The organism is Flavobacterium sp. (assembly GCF_024642105.1).
Classification (GTDB): Bacteria; Bacteroidota; Bacteroidia; order Flavobacteriales; family Flavobacteriaceae; genus Flavobacterium.
On record NZ_JAHEBT010000052.1, the window covers coordinates 414,588 to 433,020 of the forward strand.

The 18,433-nt window shown below is 34.7% G+C and carries 13 protein-coding genes; 5 read left to right on the forward strand and 8 right to left on the reverse strand.

What is annotated here, in order from left to right; genetic code table 11:
• Positions 1-61 precede the first annotated feature (61 nt).
• Together Q0L65_RS07370 and Q0L65_RS07375 are read right to left on the reverse strand one after the other, a co-directional pair.
• Entirely contained in the window at positions 62-1,132 is a 1,071-nt protein-coding gene (locus tag Q0L65_RS07370) for a glycoside hydrolase family protein (RefSeq protein ID WP_296684898.1), read from the reverse strand.
• A gap of 146 nt (positions 1,133-1,278) precedes the next feature.
• Entirely contained in the window at positions 1,279-4,158 is a 2,880-nt protein-coding gene (locus Q0L65_RS07375) for a glycoside hydrolase family 2 TIM barrel-domain containing protein (RefSeq protein ID WP_296684900.1), read from the reverse strand.
• A gap of 268 nt (positions 4,159-4,426) precedes the next feature.
• Here Q0L65_RS07375 and Q0L65_RS07380 point away from each other — a divergent pair, with 268 nt between their 5' ends.
• Genes Q0L65_RS07380 through Q0L65_RS07395 form a run of 4 tightly spaced genes read left to right on the forward strand, consistent with a single transcriptional unit; the run spans position 4,427 to position 11,427 of the window.
• Entirely contained in the window at positions 4,427-5,689 is a 1,263-nt protein-coding gene (locus tag Q0L65_RS07380) for an oligogalacturonate lyase family protein (protein WP_296684901.1), read from the forward strand.
• Between the two features lie 3 nt (positions 5,690-5,692).
• On the forward strand, positions 5,693-8,428 hold the full coding sequence (locus tag Q0L65_RS07385; protein ID WP_296684903.1) for a glycosyl hydrolase: 2,736 nt from the start codon (positions 5,693-5,695) through the stop codon (positions 8,426-8,428).
• Positions 8,429-8,452: 24 nt separating this feature from the next.
• Entirely contained in the window at positions 8,453-9,577 is a 1,125-nt protein-coding gene (locus Q0L65_RS07390; RefSeq protein WP_296684904.1) for a glycoside hydrolase family 88 protein, read from the forward strand.
• Positions 9,578-9,618: 41 nt separating this feature from the next.
• Complete coding sequence (locus Q0L65_RS07395) at positions 9,619-11,427, forward strand: prolyl oligopeptidase family serine peptidase (protein WP_296684905.1); 1,809 nt, start codon at positions 9,619-9,621, stop codon at positions 11,425-11,427.
• A gap of 18 nt (positions 11,428-11,445) precedes the next feature.
• On the opposite strand, the gene Q0L65_RS07400 is transcribed toward Q0L65_RS07395, so the two are convergent.
• The 6 genes from Q0L65_RS07400 to mtgA all read right to left on the reverse strand — a co-directional run bounded on the left by Q0L65_RS07400 (position 11,446) and on the right by mtgA (position 16,277).
• Positions 11,446-12,312, reverse strand: a complete 867-nt coding sequence (locus Q0L65_RS07400; RefSeq protein WP_296684906.1) for a hypothetical protein — start codon at positions 12,310-12,312, stop codon at positions 11,446-11,448.
• Positions 12,313-12,384: 72 nt separating this feature from the next.
• Complete coding sequence (locus tag Q0L65_RS07405) at positions 12,385-12,810, reverse strand: hypothetical protein (protein ID WP_296684907.1); 426 nt, start codon at positions 12,808-12,810, stop codon at positions 12,385-12,387.
• Between the two features lie 32 nt (positions 12,811-12,842).
• On the reverse strand, positions 12,843-13,367 hold the full coding sequence (locus tag Q0L65_RS07410) for a hypothetical protein (protein ID WP_296684908.1): 525 nt from the start codon (positions 13,365-13,367) through the stop codon (positions 12,843-12,845).
• A gap of 18 nt (positions 13,368-13,385) precedes the next feature.
• Positions 13,386-13,880, reverse strand: a complete 495-nt coding sequence (locus Q0L65_RS07415; RefSeq protein WP_296684909.1) for an RNA polymerase sigma factor — start codon at positions 13,878-13,880, stop codon at positions 13,386-13,388.
• Between the two features lie 309 nt (positions 13,881-14,189).
• The gene (locus Q0L65_RS07420; RefSeq protein WP_296684911.1) at positions 14,190-15,389 is read right to left on the reverse strand and encodes a VCBS repeat-containing protein; all 1,200 of its coding nucleotides are present in this window, start codon (positions 15,387-15,389) and stop codon (positions 14,190-14,192) included.
• Between the two features lie 210 nt (positions 15,390-15,599).
• Positions 15,600-16,277: a monofunctional biosynthetic peptidoglycan transglycosylase gene (gene mtgA, locus Q0L65_RS07425; protein ID WP_296684913.1), complete on the reverse strand. Its 678-nt coding sequence runs from the start codon at positions 16,275-16,277 to the stop codon at positions 15,600-15,602.
• Positions 16,278-16,516: 239 nt separating this feature from the next.
• Between mtgA and Q0L65_RS07430 the strand changes: the two genes are divergently transcribed.
• Positions 16,517-18,412, forward strand: a complete 1,896-nt coding sequence (locus Q0L65_RS07430; protein ID WP_296684914.1) for a S9 family peptidase — start codon at positions 16,517-16,519, stop codon at positions 18,410-18,412.
• Positions 18,413-18,433: the final 21 nt, after the last annotated feature.

Consider the following 18,433-nt stretch of genomic DNA (forward strand, 5'->3'; position numbering starts at 1 on the left):
CTCTGTTTTATCCTTCCAATATTTAACAAATCTTACACTATATATTTTCTCTATTTATTTCTTATTTCAATTTAAAAATAAACCCCGAAGCCGTTTCATATTTTCCTCCTTGAGATGCTGCAAACAAATAAGTTGGCTTTCCTTTTTGAAATAATAATTGGGGACGTTCTAATCTTCCATATCGATTTAAGTGCTTAGGAGCTTCTGGCTGATTTACATATTTATTCAAGGACTGAAAAGCAATTAATGGGTCGCTCCATTGTTTACCATCTAAGGAGTCCATATATAACCCATCATCTATACCAAAATAACCTAAATCTCGAGTTAACATCTTAAATTTCTTATTTTCATACCAAACAAAAGCATCTTCACATTGTTTGTTATCCCCTGTTTTGGAAAAATCAACTATTGGATTCTCTTCAAATTTTTCATAAGGACCATACAATGATTGAGAAATAGCCAAGCCGTATTTCCTATTTCCACGAATATCAAATTTTGGATTTTCATAACCTGCCGCATCCAATGACTTATAATAAAGCCAATATTCTCCATTAGGGTGTTTTAAAAACGAAGGATTGGTAGTAATATAATCATCCCAACTGCCTTTTTCTCCAGGAAGTAACAACGGCTTATCTGGTCTCTCCCAGGGTCCATAAAGCGAATCCGAAGTCGCAAGCCCTATGCGTTTTGTATTCATTTTCCCGTTAGAATTTCCCATAAAAAAAAGCGCATATTTCCCATCCACAAAATGAATACTTGGATTATGACAAGTAGTTGCATCCCAATAATCGCCACCTCTAGGCGATAGAACTGTACTAACATAAGTATAAGGACCTTCAGGTTGATCTGCTACAGCATGGGCAATTTCTGAACTATTAATCCAGCCACTCATTTTTTTAGCTTTGGGCCATCGAGAGAAAAAAACATGTATTTTACCATCAGGACCTTCAATTGGACTGTTACACCAAACGTAATAATCTTCAAATTCTAAAGCACGACCAATAGGTTGAAGTCGTTTTTCAAAATCAGAAAGTCTTGGGTCTTTTTCTAAAGCATTACTACTGGCTGAAAATGGAAGCCCTAAACCAACTAAAGCTAGTGAATTCCCAATTATGAATTTGCGTCGGTTCATTTTTTTTGATTAGGATTAGAGATTAAGGAAAAACTTTAAAAAGTAATTATTACAAAATTTCGATTGTATTTATCGTATTATTTAATAAACAATTAAAATATCTAGAACTAAACACTCTAAAAATTATTAAACTATTAAAAACACATTTAATGATTATTCTTTAATAATTCTATACTAAATTCACCTACGAAATATTCTCCAGTGTTTGTTAAAAGTTGTGGAATAGATTCATCTGCTTTTCGACCTTTTTCTGGTCTACCTAATACGCCCAATAATATGTTTACAGTTTCCGGTTTAGCAGTATCGTGCTCCAAATAACCTAGATTAGAAATACGTACTACGCCAATTTCACCACTTTGTTCTACCCAACGCATTACTTTTGTTCCGCTAGTTTCCTTATCTTTATTTAATCCTCCCCAGACTCCTAAAATCGGTGCAGATTGTTTGTTTGCATAAGCATCGTATGGACCAAGTCCCAACCAATGCAAACGGTTTAGCTCAGGTACCGCATCTACAGCCATTCCTACAATTGGCAAACTTGGCACCTCCACTTTGGTTTGAATCTGATAATGAACATCTAATTTCCCATCCAATCCAATTGAATATCGGTAAATTGTAGTAAATTGATTTTTACTATCCACTAAATAATTCACTGTCGCTTTTATAACAATACTAGATTGATTTTCTTCTACATTCCAATCTATAACCGATTGTTCATAAAGATTAAGATTGACTGCTTGGCTAGATTCTTTTTTACCGATTACACTAACTTCCGCTCTATCTAATTTACGCCATATAACTGGTCTCAAATCATTTAATAATGCTTTACCCTTTAAACTTGCCGAAATCAACTGACCTATTTTAGGGTCAAATACATAATGTACTTCTCCTGCATCAATGGTAACTTTTTCCCCTTTTATAACTGACAATCTTCCCTCTGGAGATTTTTTAGTCAACCCCTCCATACGCGGACAAAGTTCCACCGCTTTACGATTAATCTCCATCCCCTCTGGATTGGTAAAAATAAACCAAGCATAATACGTTTTTCCTATACTAATAGAAGTCAAATTATCTAATGGCAATTTAAAGGTCGACTCAGTGTGGGGTTGGCCTTCAATTGTTCCTGAACCCGAAGCCAATTCCTTTTGGTCTTCTCGAATAGACCAACTAATTTTTATCTTATTAAAATTCGTAAAGTCAAAATCATTTTGCATAGGAATACTGACCGTTTTTTCACCAGGAGTAAAAAGCACCTTATTCAAAGTAGGATATACCTGAGCATAAACCGCTTTTGTCTCCCAGTAATCTCTTGTCAAATTACGGTAAGAGTCTACAATACCATCCCAACCCGCGTCATCAATCCGAAGGTAATCATCTCCTTCGCTCAATTTTGAGAGCTTTTCTTTAGGTCTCAAAACTGGCGTTTTGATCCCTTGGTCTGCCCACATCCAGATTGCAGCTCCTGTACCAGAAGGGTGTTTAGTTAATGCTTTCCAACGTGCTCCCAAACCACCAAATCCATCAACTCCAAAAGAATGAGTATATTCTGTAGAAATGATTGGACGATTAGATCTGCAAGCTAATAGGTCATACTCTTGTGGTTTCCAATAATGAGGTGCGAGAATATCTACTTCTGCTGGAAGCCATTCTTCCGCGCGCCAAGGCAGTAGAACAGGACGAGTCGGATCCAAATTTTTAACCAATTTTACCGATGCCATATGTAAGCTAGTTAAAGCATCTTCGTTCCCTATTGACCAATAAATAATAGAAGGTCTATTAATATCTCGTACAACCGTCTCATACGATCTTTGTAGTACTGCCCCAGAAAAGGATGCGTCATACATTAAATCAGCCGCTCCTCCAAGCGAAACTTCTTCACCAACGTACATCCCCAATTCATCGCAGAGCTCTACAAAACCTTGTGCATGAGCATAGTGAGCCATTCGAACATAATTAATATTTGCAGCTTTCATCAGTTTAATATCTTGTAACCAGTGTTCTTTTGTTGTTGCTCTACCTACATCTGGATGTTCGTCATGCCTATTCACACCTCGTAACTTTACTGCTTGACCATTAATTCTGAAAACTCCTCCTGCAGTAGAAATCTCGCGAAATCCTACGTGTTCGGTACGAGAATGTACCACCATATTTTTTTCTAAGAGTTCAACACGAAGTCTATAAAGATAAGGAGTTTCTGCAGTCCAATGTAGAGGATTATTCACACGCATGGTCATCAATACTTCTCTATTTGTTGCAGTATGTGCTGGCACTAAAATTTCTTGATGTTCCAAATCCTTTCCATCTTTTGTATATAAAGTAACCCTCATATTGTATGACTCACCTGGACTTGGATAATTTCCTGGAAGAGTTTCCTTATTCCTATCTCCCACCATTATATTTATCTTTAGTTGAGCATCTTTATATAATTCATCGAATTCTGTCTTCACAATGAGACGATCAATCCATCTTTTCTTTGGCATTGCCTCAAGAAAAACATCTCTATAAATACCTCCTAATGTCCAATCATCATAAACATCAAATTTATAATCGGGGTTAACTTGACGTACACGCACCGCAAGTTGATTAGACTCACCCGCCTTAAGCTTTCCATCGACATCAAAACTAAATGAGGTATATCCGCCATTGTGAGTTCCTATAAAATTTCCGTTAAGCCAAACTTCGGCTGATGACCACACTCCACCAAAATGAAGCTTAACATACTTTTCTTTCCAATCAGCTGGAACTTTGAAATCATATAAATAAAAACCCTCACTTGCTTTATCTCCTTCAAAACCTCTATATACAGGTTCCTCGTAGCCAAGAACAGACCAGTTTGAAGGAACAGGAGTTGGTTTAAAACTTCTGCTGTCATATTTATTGGTAAAAAAATTTGACAAACTATCAGCCTCTTTTTCAGTTTTAGCAAGCATAAATCTCCAAGTACCATTCAAATTTAGTTGTTCTTGAGCGATAATTTGAAAATTTACAAGTAGTAATGTGATTGCAAGAATTACACGTATATTCATAATTAAAAATTGATTAAAATCACTAATTAACCCTTTGAGAATAATTTTTTAAGCTATTTGGGTTCGATGTGATAAAAATAATAATGTTAATTAGTAGTGGTATCCTGTGCCTCCCTGCCTATAGGCAAGGAATAGATTTAATGGAATAACCGCTTCATTTAAATATTAAGGATATAAAACAAAGAAGCATTCTACACAGGATGCAACAGGATAGCATTACAAATTAGATATTCTATTTTTACTTAAAATCTTTCGATAAATTTTAGACATGAGAAATAGCAAAATCATATTATTCATTGTGACATTATTATGTTTTTCTTGTAAAGAGAAACAAAGCATCATTAACTCTAAGAGTAATATAATTCGTAGTCAAAATACGATTCCTATTTTAGAAACTTCTAAGGAAAGTTCACAGACTAAAGTATGGATTGACTCAGAAACGGGACATCAAATAGAAAAGTTAGTGGACAGAGAAGGTAACAACAGTAGTTTCTATTTTCACAACAATCCTTTTTTGCCGACTAGAGACAAAAAAAACTGGCTAATGGTTTTTCATGGAAGTACCGCAAATGGAGAACAATTATTTACGATCGATTTAGAATCAAAAGAAATTGTTCAACTCACAAATACGCCCGGATCAAAAAGCGGAGAAATCGTAGGAGTGAAAACAAGACAAGTCTACTATAGAATAAAAGACAGTATATTTTCTACTCATATCGATTCTCATAAAACTAAATTTATTTTCAAATTCCCGTCTGATAAAATTGGTTCTGTAGCGACTTTAAATGCAGACGAAACATTACTTGGAGGGGTGATATCTTCAAAAGAAGAACAAGAAATATTTAAAAACAATCCAGAGAAAAAAGATTTCTTTGAAAAAATTTATAACGCCAAACTAAAACGTACTTTAATCACAATTGATGTTGCTACTGGAAACTTAAACGAATTATTTTCTGAAAATGCTTGGTTGAACCACGAACAATTTTCGCCTACAAACCCCAATTTATTTATGTATTGCCACGAAGGTCCTTGGCACAAAGTGGACCGTATATGGAATATCGACATTCGTTCAAAAGACCGAAAAAAAATCCATAATAGAACTGTAGAAAGAGAGATTGCCGGACACGAATTTTTTAGCCCAGATGGAAAAACAATCTGGTTTGACCTCCAAATTCCTAGAGGAGAAACATTTTTTTTAGCCGGAAAAAATTTAGAAACCAATGAAGAAAAGCGTTATACTTTAGAGCGCGACGAATGGTCCATACACTACAATATAGCTCCAGACATGAAAACCTTTGCCGGGGATGGCGGAAACGAGGGACAGGTAGCTCACGCAACAAATGGAAGATGGATTTACCACTTTACCCCTAAAGGAGACCAGCTAATTTCAGAAAAATTGGTAAACATGAAAAATCATAACTACAAATTAGAACCTAATGTTCATTTTTCTCCTGACGGAAAATGGATTATTTTTAGAGCTAACTTTGAAGGAAATTCTCAAATCTACGCTGTAGCCATCAATAAACCCTAATTTATGTCAACAAAATCAAACCTTAACCATATTATAATTATTTTATTCTCGGTTTTTTCTCAAGGAATAGTAAGTCAAACAATCGCTTCTCCTTGGCCAAAAATAACCAATACCAGTCAACCTTGGGCTCGTTGGTGGTGGATGGGAAGTGCTGTAGACAAACCCAATCTCAAAAAAAACCTGATTGATTTACGAAAAGCTGGAATTGGAGGAGTAGAAATTACCCCAATCTACGGGGTTAAAGGGCAAGAAAATAATTTCATAGATTATCTTTCTCCTAAGTGGATGGAAATGTTAGATTATACCATCAAAATTGCAGACAGTACAGGTATGCAAGTAGATATGGTTTTAGGTACTGGATGGCCTTATGGAGGTCCTCAAGTAGATGTACCTCATGCTGCAACCAAACTAATTGTAGAAAAATATACTGTAAAAAAAGGGGCTAAATTCATTCAAGAAATCAAGATAGACCCTACCAAAGAAAAAACACCAGCGCAATTACTACATGTTGTTGGTTATGGAGCTGACGGCAGTTATATAGACTTAACCAATCAATTAAAAGAAAACATATTAGAATGGACAGCCAAAAAAACAGACTATACCTTATATGGCGTTTTTAGTGGTAAAACCGGACAACAAGTAAAACGTGCTGCACCTGGTGGCAAAGGATACACTTTAGACCATTATTCAGAAGAAGCACTCAATACTTATGTGACTCCTTTTAATACTGCTCTTAAAGGTTTTGAAGGTAGAATTCGCTCTATTTTCAATGACAGCTACGAAGTATATGGCACTGATTTTACACCTCAATTCTTCAAAGAATTTGAGAGTCGAAGAGGATACGACCTTAAAAAAGAATTGCCAAAACTTCTCAGCAAAAACAATCTAGAAGCCGACAATAGAATAAAAAGTGACTACCGCGAGACGCTATCCGATTTGTTGTTGAATCGTTTTGATAAACCTTGGACCAATTGGGCGCACTCTAAAAACTTTAAAACAAAATTACAAGCACACGGTTCTCCTGGCAATCTAATAGATTTATATGCTTCAGCAGACATTCCTGAATGCGAGACTTTTGGTTCCATGCCATACGACGTTTTAGGATTAAGACGAGAAAAACAAGACATTCGCGAAGGCGATGCCGACCCTGTAATGCTAAAATTCTCATCTTCGGCAGCTCATATTTCTGGCAAACCATTAGTTTCATCAGAAACATTTACTTGGTTACGTGATCATTTCAAAATAGCCTTATCTCAGTGCAAACCCGAAGCAGAAGATTTACTCTTAAACGGTGTTAATCATATTTTCCTGCACGGCTCTACCTACTCACCAGAAAATGCAAAATGGCCGGGTTGGAAATTTTATGCGTCGGCTAATTTTAATGCTAACAACACCACTTGGGAAGATGCTCCTGCCCTATTTTCTTATATTGCCAATTGCCAATCGATGTTGCAACAAGGAAAATCAGATAATGAAACTTTATTGTATTGGCCTGTATATGATACTTGGAGTCACTATCTTGAAGGCTCTTTATTCATCGAATTTAAGATCCACTCTTTGGGTGAATGGTTAAAAAACACCCCTTTTTATACTACCACACAAAACTTGATAAAACAAGGTTATGGAGTCGATTTTATCTCGGATAATTTCATTGCACAAGCCCAAGTAGTAGATGGAAAAATAGCGCTCCCTGGAGGCACATTCAAATCATTAATTGTCCCTCCTTCCGAAAAAATGCCATTAGCTACATTAGAAAAATTAATCGCACTAAAAAAAGCTGGCGGCAAAATTATTTTTGAAGGACTTCCCTCATCTGTTCCTGGATATTTTGAATACGAAAATCAAAACAAACAAATGATTGCTTTGCTTGACGCTAATAAAGAAATTCTTCAACCAACAAGCGATATCTCAAAAGCACTAGCAGAGGCTAAAGTATATCCTGAAAAATTAATTGAAACTGGATTAAAATACATCCGAAGAGATAGCAACGGTGAGAAAATATACTATATCGTTAACCACACTTCAAAAACGATTGATGATTTTATTCCGCTACAAATTGCTAATAAAGAGGTAGTGATTTTTGACCCATTAACTAAAGATTATGGTAACGCGATTGTACAGAAACAAAACGATATAACTATGGTTAAAGTCCATTTAGAGTCGGGGCAAGCCTTGTTCTTGAAAACCGAAAATCAAGCTTCTCAACCAAAATGGAAGTACACAGAAAAAACAAACGAACCCATCGCATTAAATGGCAATTGGAAAATATCCTTCGACAAAGGAGGACCTCAACTTCCTTCTAAAGCTTCATTGTCTAGTTTAAAATCTTGGACCACATTAAGCCCCGAAGCCGAAGCATTCTCTGGAACAGCAACCTACAGTTTATCTTTTAACGCACCTAACATAACCGCTGATAATTGGAGTTTGAATTTGGGCGACGTTCGCGAAAGCGCTCAAGTATGGCTTAATGGTGTTTTTATCGGAACAGCATGGGCAAACCCATTTAGTTTGAATATTGGAAAACTAAAAAAAGGAAAAAACGAACTCACGATTAAAGTAACTAATCTTGGTGCCAACCGTATCCGAAATATGGAACTAAAAGGGGAAGAATGGAAAATATTTTACGAAATCAATATGGTAGACAAAGACTATAAAAAATTTGATGCAACTAAATGGGAACCTACTCCTTCAGGATTATTAGGACCTGTAAGTATCACACCTTTACAAAACAAGAACTAATTCAATTACTACACTTATAAAAAAATGAAAAAGCTATTTTTACTCTTAACTATTACACTCATTAGTTCTGCAAATACAATTGCACAACAAGCATTTGATAAAAAATTAATTTTAAAGCAAATGCAAACAGCCAATGGTTATTTTATGGACAAATGGCCTGATACAGGTAAAACCATTATTACCAACAAAGAACGTCCTAGCAATATTTGGACACGAGGAGTGTACTATGAAGGGCTAATGGCACTACACGAAATATACCCAAAAGAAACGTATTATAACTACGCTTATGCTTGGGCAGAATTTCACAAATGGGGTTTTAACTCTGGAAATACAACTAGAAATGCCGACAATTATTGTGCGGCTCAAACCTATATTGATTTGTACAATTTAGAACCTGACGCTAAAAAATTAAAAAACACAAAAGCAACTATGAATATGTTGTTGAATACCCCTCAATTGGATGATTGGTCGTGGATTGACGCCATCCAAATGGGAATGCCTGTTTTTGCTAAAATGGGAGTGTTAGAAAAAGACAATCGTTACTTTGAAAAAATGTACGAAATGTATATGTACTCCAGAAATAAACATGGTGACCGCGGCCTTTTTAATACTAAAGATGGACTATGGTGGCGCGATGCCGACTTTGACCCTCCGTACCAAGAACCTAACGGCCAAGATTGTTACTGGAGTCGTGGAAACGGCTGGGTAATTGCAGCTTTAGCCAAAGTATTAACCATAATCCCAAAAGATGCGCCACACAGAGACCAATACGTTACAGATTTAAAAACCATGGCGGCGGCTTTAGTTCCAATTCAAAGAGTGGATGGATTTTGGAATGCAAGTTTGCACGACCCAAATAATTATGGAGGAAAAGAAGCTTCAGGAACTGCACTTTTTGTTTACGGAATTGCATACGGAATCAACAATGGAATCTTGAAAAAAGAAATTTATCTACCTGTGATCCAAAAAGCATGGAAAGCACTTACTGAAGAAAGCCTGCACGAAAACGGATTCTTGGGTTACCTTCAATCAACGGGAAAAGAACCTAAAGACGGGCAACCACTATCATACGATAAAATTCCAGACTTTGAAGATTATGGATTGGGTTGTTTCTTATTAGCAGGGACAGAAATCTATAAAATGAAATAAAGTACTATTAAAATACAATTGAATAGTTAAAATAGAATTGTATGAAAAACAAAACCAATAATCTAAAAATGACTAAATGGACGCTGCTTTTGCTGCTTTTTGGAACAGCATTATCATTTGCTCAAAATAAAGAAATCCCTTTATGGGAAAAAATCCCAAGCGCTATCCAAAATTCAGAATATAAAGAAGAAACCCTTTATGATTCAGAACAAATTATAAAAGGAGTGAACAAAGTGGTCCAACCAACACTAACCCTCTTTTTAGCCGATTCTAAGAAATCAAACGGAGCAGCTGTAATTATCTGTCCAGGGGGAGGTTATGCTCATTTAGCTATTAATAAAGAAGGTTTTAAAGTAGCTAAATGGCTCAATAGTCTAGGGATTTCAGCATTTGTTTTAAAATACAGATTGCCAAACGATGCTATTATGAAAGATAAAACCATCGGTCCTCTACAAGATGCTCAAGAAGCCATAAGAACAATCAGACGCAATGCAAAAGAATGGCACCTAGACCCAACAAAAATAGGAATTATGGGATTTTCAGCAGGTGGACATTTAGCCACTACATTATCAACTCATTACCAAGATAACGTATATGAGTCCGACGCAACTATAAGTGCACGGCCTGATTTTTCTATCTTGATATACCCCGTAATTTCAATGGAAGATGGTATAACCCATAGTGGGTCTAAAGTGAACCTTTTAGGCACCAATCCAAGTCAAAATTTAATTGAGAAATATTCCAATGAAAAGCAAATCACTTCAGATACTCCAAAAGCATTTCTAGTTCATGCCTCTGATGACAAAGCCGTTCCGGTTGTAAATTCAATTAATTATTACCTTAATTTGAGAAAAAATAACGTACCTGCCGAAATGCATCTATATGAAAATGGCGGACATGGATTTGGTTTAGGTACTGGAGGTACTCATAAAGATTGGCCAAAAACCTGCGAGAAGTGGTTAGTAGAAAATGGTTATGTTACACCATCCGAAGGCTATCTTTTTTCTTATTTCAAAGGCAACGGACAAGATGGACTACATTTGGCATACAGCCAAGACGGATACAAATGGAAAGCATTAAAAAATGACTCCTCTTTCTTAGCTCCCGAAGTGGGAAAAGACAAATTAATGAGAGACCCTAATATCATTTTAGGGGCCGATGGTTGGTATCACATGGTTTGGACGGTAAGTTGGACAGACAAAGGAATTGGTTATGCCTCATCAAAAGATTTAATTCATTGGTCAAAACAAGAATTCATCCCCGTAATGAGCCGCTTCAAAACAGCACGCAACACTTGGGCCCCTGAAATAACATATGATTACAAACATAAAAAATACATTATCTATTGGGCTTCCACAATTGATAATAAATTCTCTGAGACCAAACCAACTGTTGAAAATGGTTATAATCATAGAATCTATTATACCACAACCCGAGATTTTAAAAAATTCAAACGAACAAAACTTTTATTTGATCCTGGTTTTAATGTAATTGATGCAACAATTGTTCATCAAGAGGATGGCTATGCTATGTTTATGAAAGACGAGACTCCTAACCCAGCTCAAAAAAACATTAAAATTGCTCATAGCCAAAAAATAACTGGACCTTATCACAATGTTAGTCTACCTATTACAGGAAAATATTGGGCTGAAGGACCAAGTGTAGCTAATATAAATGGGAAACAAATAGTATATTTTGACAAATACAAAGACAAAAAATACGGTGCCGTAATCAAAATGGCTAATGAGTGGAAAGACATCTCAGACGAAATCAGCTTTCCGGAAGGAACAAGACATGGAACAATAATTCAAGTCCCAACAGAATTGATTAATTTATTAAAAAAAGAATAATTTTAAGGGCAGTATTAATTACAAATCAAATAAATAAGCTGCCGAAAAATTAAAATAATTGGTGTTTTTTAAATTAGTTTCGGTTCCTATTGGCGATGGAAAATTGATATTGTAACCCAACTCAAAATCAAAAGAGTTGACGCTAAATTGAATTGGGAAATTGACTTGCTTATTGATCAAATAAAATTGTTTATTTGTCGTGTAATCTGTTACTAAACGACCATTCTGAATATAAGTCCGAGACAACTCAACGGTTTGGTCTCCAGCAATTACACTGAATTGAGGCCTAATGTCCAATCGGTATTTTGGCGTTTTGATTAGTTTAACTACAAAATAAGTGGTCGATGCTAGTTGAAAAGCTTTATCAGCACCAAATAAATACGATCCTGAAAGTTGTGTCCCAATTGTTTTCTTCTTATTCTTAATTCCAACTCCAACATTAATATCGTTTTCAAACGAGTTAGAAAGACCATTGTTGTAAAAATATCTTGTGTATGAAGTATAATATTTAAAAGTAGTATTCTTTCCTAAACTTTTTCCATAGCCAATATTTACGGTAGTCAAATCCCATTTAGGGTCAAATTTATCATAGTAAATACCAGACACATTTAACGATAATCCTGAATAGTGAAGATAACTTATCTTAGGACTCAAACTATATTGATGAACGCCTATATCTCGTCCAGAAAAATAAGTGTTACTGTTGTAGTTCATAGAAAGGTATAAAAGCTGATACTCGGAAAATGAAGCTAAGACTTCATCTAAGGTTTTATTGTTTTGGAATAGGTCATCAATAAAGTCATCCGTCTCTTTATCTGCCATTTCTTGCGAGAAAGAAGTAAAAACTATTGAAATAAAAAAAAATAAAGTAATGTATTTTTTCATTTTGGCCTAAAATTAAAAAAGTAAGCAATCGAAACAATCAATTACTTACTTGGACACAAGATATGAAAAAAATTAATTTTTTCTCATTTTCCGTTCTTTTATCTCATTTATTTTTTCTCTAATTTTATTTTCGTTTTGGGAATGTAATTGTTGCCTTTGCTCCTTTGTGATAGTTGTTCTAAATTCTTCTTTAAGTGCTTTAGCTCTTTCTCTATTTTCACTTAAAATGGCTTTTTGAGTTGCTGTAAAAGTTGCCACAAGAGCAGATTGCTGTTGTTCTTTAGTTAACGTCCGGTCTTTTAGAATGGCTAATTGCTCGGCTGTAAGCGATGCCTTAAAAGCATCTCTATTGGCCTTCATAAGATCACGTTGTTCTTTTAAAAGTTTTTGTTGCTCTATGGTAAGATTTTCTATTGCATCTTTGTCTTGCGCCATCGTCTTTGTCGGACTTAAAAGTAACATAAACGCAATAATTAAAAGTGTAGTTGTTGATTTCATTTATTTTTTTTGACTATAATTTAGAATTAAGTTTAAATGTCTTCTAGAATAGAATTTTCAATATATTGATCTACTTCGGCTTCTTCAAGAAATAATGATTTGACTAAGATATCATTTTCATTTTGAACAACATTATCTACTTTCGTTTTTTGATGTTCAATATACTTATTGGTTTTAGACATAATTGATTCTAAGTTTTCAATATCTCGATTTGAATCTGATTGTACTAGCGATTGGTTAATTTCATTAGAAGATTCTTTTTCTACTATTGATGCTTCATTAGTGCCTGAAATAGTATTAGATGAAAACTGAAAATAGACTGCGATTCCTACAACAAGAGCTATACTAGCCGCAATTTTCAAAATATTCTTTTTGTGCAAAAACCAATTTACTGTATGACTAGTAGTATCATTAGTGGTTTTCATCAAAATTTCATTTTTTGATTGAGCAAAGTATCCTTCCGGAAAATCTAATCCTAGTTCTTCTTTATGGATTTTATTTAGCTTTTCATCCTGTAACTGATGTGTTTCTATCACATTTTTTCTGTCTTTTCTCATTTTATCGCTAATTTAATCTTACTTTTTTAAAAGTGAAATATCTATATTTTCAATTTTACTCTGGATGACACTTACCGTATTATAATATGATGTCTTCAAACTTCCTTCTTTCATTCCTGTAATTTCGGCAATTTCCCTAAATTTTAAATCGTCATAATATTTCATATTGAATACTTCTCGATGCTTATCTGGCAATTCTGAAAGTATTTGCTGTAATTTTACTTGAAGTTCGTCGCCTTCAAAAAAAGAATCTCCCATTAAATTATCCAAATACTTTCTATTGACATCATCAATTGAAATATGATATTTTTTTTTGTTTTGCTCTATAAAACGGAGCGATTCATTATACGCAATTCGATGCATCCAAGTGTACAAGGTGCTATCTTGTGAAAAATTAGGCAGGCCTTTATAAATTCTAATAAAAGTATTTTGTAAAACATCATCTGCATCTTCGTGAGTCCCTACTAACTTACGAATAAGCCAATACAACTTTATTTGATACAGATCCAGCAATTTTTTAAAGGCAGCATCCTTTTGATTATTGCTGATCAACCTCTTTACAAAATCAACCTCATTCTCCAATTGCAAGTTATTAAATTTAATATTTAAGCCATTTAATTTACCTAATCTATCTATTAGACCCTAATTATCTGATTTAGTTTTTATAAATAATTTTTTTTCTATATATAAAAATAATACATTTTGTTTTAGCATTCAAAAACCACAAAAAACATTCCATTCATTTTTAAAATACAGGCACAAAGGCTATCAATCAATTGACAGCCTTTGCTTTTGTATTTTGAAAAAGGGATACTTTCTTAATTAGCTTTTAATTTTTAAGAACACTCCTGTTGCGCTAAAATTTAGTTTAACTTTAATTCCCGCAGCTGTAGTAATAATTACATCATAGGTACCATCTGATTCTATATGAGCCTCTTTAACTGTAGCACCGACATAATTTGTTGCAATATACGTTTTGATATCAGCAAGTAAATTAGCTATAGCAACTGAAGCCTCATTAGATGGGTAATGATTATTGCTGTGAGAGCTTAATGAAACAAAAGTACCATCAGCTTTAAATTTTAATTCTAATTTTAAACCATCTGCTGTAAGAATATGCACCTCAAAAGTACCATCTGATTCTCTTTCTGCACTAACTATTGTTGAACCCACATAATTTGTAGAGATATAAGTCTTGATTATAGCAGACAAATCAGCAACTGCTATTACAGTTCCATTGTCTGAGTGATGAATATCATCTGAACTCACAGCAACAAAAGTACCTGAAGCAGAAAAATTAATATTCAATTTAGCTCCTGATGCAGTTGTAACAAAAACATCAAAGCTTCCATCTGATTCTTTGTGTGCCGAAGTAATGGTGGCTCCTGTGTAATTAGTAGAAATATAAGTAGTAATTGCAGGCAACAAATCAGCTATTGCAACTGGCGTATGATTATTAGCATGATTGTGTCTATGATTACCATTGGCCTTTAAGGCTCTCTCAGAAACAAAAGTACCATCTGCTTTAAAATTTAATTTTATTTTATTTCCATCAGCAGCAGTTATCATAACATGAAAACTACCGTCTGATTCTATGTGTGCATTATTAATAACAGCGCCCACATAATTAGTAGAAATATACGTTGTAATCGCTGGCAACAAATCGGCTATTGCCACAACAGATTGCACTTTAGCGGAAATCAATGCTCCTTTAGTTGTAAAACTTAATTTAGTTACAACCGTATTTGCTGCTGAGCTAGTTGATTTTGCAGTCGTCGCCGAAGTTTTAGCCACATATACGACATACGTCCCATCTGAAACTAAATTAACTTCTGTCGTTGTTGCTCCAACATAATTAGATGCAATATAGGTCGAAACAGAAGTAGGCAAAGCAGTTGCAGCTACTACTTCATAAGTTGAACTTGTAGCAGCAGTAGCACCGACACCAACAGGCTCATCATTTGAACAACTAAAAAGCACTACTGATAATGCTAAAGCAATAAGAATTTTTTGATTTTTCATTTTTAAAAGATTTAAGAAATTATTTGTAATTTTTATATTAATTATTTGTCTCATTACTTTAGACCTAGAAACAGTAAAAAAGTTTTTTTTATTTCAAAAAAAAAATAAATTTAGCTCTAGAATAAAATATAAATACTTGATTATTAGCAAGGTTATTAAATACAAAAACCTCAAGATATCTTGAGGTTTTTGTATTTAATTTATTATGTCCTAATACTGAATCTTTCCTATATGCCGCATTACACGAACAATTCTTGCTTTTCTCCTATTGATAAAAGCCGAAGAATTAGACGCTTTAAATTTTCTTGGATTGGGTAAAATAGCCGCAATTCCAGCCGCTTCCATTTTAGTTAAACTCGAAGCATCTTTACCATACCAATACTGTGTGGCTGCATGCGCTCCATAAATCCCATCGCCCATTTCGATACTATTCAGGTATACCTCCATAATGCGCTCTTTACCCCAAATCAATTCAATCAAAACCGTAAAATAAGCCTCTAACGCTTTTCTAAAATAACTTCTGCCCTGCCATAGAAATACATTTTTAGCCGTTTGTTGAGATATAGTACTCCCTCCTTTTATTCTTTTCCCGTTTGAATTATTTTGAAATGCTTTTTGCATGGCGCTAAAGTCAAATCCATGGTGTCGTAAAAAAGTGCCGTCTTCACTAGCAATTACTGCTTTTTGCAAATTCATTGATATGTTTTCAATGGGTTCCCAATTGTGCTCAAAATAAATCGGTTTTTTATCCCACTTATTTTCAATAATACGAATACCCATTAAAGGTGTAAATGGCACAGGGACAAATTTGAAAAAGACTACTAAAAAAACAGAAAGTCCAAAAAACCACAACACAACTTTGTACAAAATACGTTTCAACTTCACCATAAAAAAGAATCTAAAAATGCTTTCAAGAATTAAACACTATTTGAATAGGCATAAAAATAATACTTTTTTGGAGCTATCTCCAGCTGTCCACTATATCTTTTTCTTTTTTTTATCCCAAAACCTCCCCTCATCCAAAAAAAGAAAAAGGATGCCGTTCCCATCTGGGCTAAAATTTCGCATTAAAATCGCGTTTCTCATTAGAATTAATTATTTTTATGAACCGAAAAACAATAAATGTTATGAAAAAAATAATTCTTTTCACTTTAATCAGTTTACATGCCATGGCGCAAAACACAATGACTCCTGAACTACTTTGGAAATTAGGCAGAATTAGTCCTTTAGGTATTTCTAAAGACGGCAAAAATATTGTCTATAAAGTAAGTACGCCCTCTGTAGCAGAAAACAAATCCAATTCAAAAACCTACATTTTACCGATTACTGGAGGTGTGTCAACAGAAATTAAAGACAGTAAAACTATCTTGACCGACAAAAATATCTCGCCTGATGGAAAATATATCGTGTACAACGAAGAAGTAAAAATTGACAAAGTACATGGAAAAGACTTTTATCCAGAACTACAAAAATCTGACGTACAAATCTACAATGGATTAGACTACCGTCATTGGGACACTTGGAACGAAGGGAAATTCAATCACGTTTTTTACAAAGAAAACAAAGAAGGAGCTATTGGAATTGACATCTTAAAAGGAGAAAACTTCGATAGTCCACAAAAACCTTTTGGCGGAGACGAAGATTATATTTGGTCGCCAGACAGCAAAAGTATTTTGTATGTATGCAAGAAAAAAGCAGGCACACAATATGCTATTTCGACCAATACTAATATTTATCAATATGACTTAGCTACAGGAAACACAACTAATTTAACCGAAGATAACCAAGGGTATGATATGGCACCTCAATTTTCATCTGCTGGGAATTTAGCTTGGTTACAAATGAAACGTGACGGGTATGAGGCAGACAAAAACGATATCATTGTTGCCTTCAAAGGAATGAAGTTAAACTTAACGGAGAATTGGGACGGAAGTGTGGATCATTTTTTATGGAGTAAAGACGGCAAAAGTATCTACTTTATTGCGGCTGTTGACGGAACCAAACAACTTTTTGAAGTGAACTTTCCAGGCATGACAAAAACAGCAATTCAGGTGCGCCAAATTACCAACGGCGATTTTGATATGAATGATATTATTGGTTTTTCTGGAGATACGATCCTCTTAACTCGTGCCGACATGAACCATGCCGCTGAAATTTACTCGTTTCATCTAAAGAAGAAAAACTGGACTCAATTGTCTAATGTGAACACAGCAACTTACAACACTTTGGCGCTAAGCAAAACGGAAAGACGCTATGTAACTACTACCGATGGGAAGAAAATGTTAGTTTGGGTAATTTTACCTCCTAATTTTGATGCTACAAAAAAATACCCAACCTTATTATATTGCCAAGGAGGACCTCAAAGTGCTTTGACACAATTTTATTCGTACCGTTGGAATTTCCAATTAATGGCAGCTAACGGTTATATTGTAGTCGCTCCCAACCGTCGTGGAATGCAAGGTCATGGTGTAGCATGGAATGAGCAAATCAGTAAAGATTGGGGCGGACAAGTAATGGACGATTACCTATCAGCGATTGATGACGTGGCCAAAGAATCGTATGTAGATAAAACACGTTTAGGATGTGTGGGCGCTAGTTATGGTGGTTATTCTGTATTTTATTTAGCTGGTATCCACAACAACCGTTTCAAAACTTTTATTGCTCACGATGGAGTGTACAATACCCAAAGTATGTTTGGTACTACCGAAGAAGTCTTCTTTAATAATTGGGATTTTGGAGGTGCGTATTGGGAAAAAGACAATGCCGCAGCGCAAAAAAGTTACACTACGTTCAATCCAATGAATCTTGTAGACAAATGGAACAAACCCATTTTAATTATTCAAGGTGGAAAAGATTTCCGTGTGCCAATAGGACAAGGTCAAGAAGCGTTCCAAGCCGCACAACTTCGTGGTATAAAAAGTAGATTTTTGTATTTTCCAGAAGAAAATCATTGGGTATTAAAACCTCAAAATGCGCAAATTTGGCAAAAAGAATTTTTCAAATGGCTGAAAGAAACTTTGTAATATAAATAGGAAGAGAGCGGC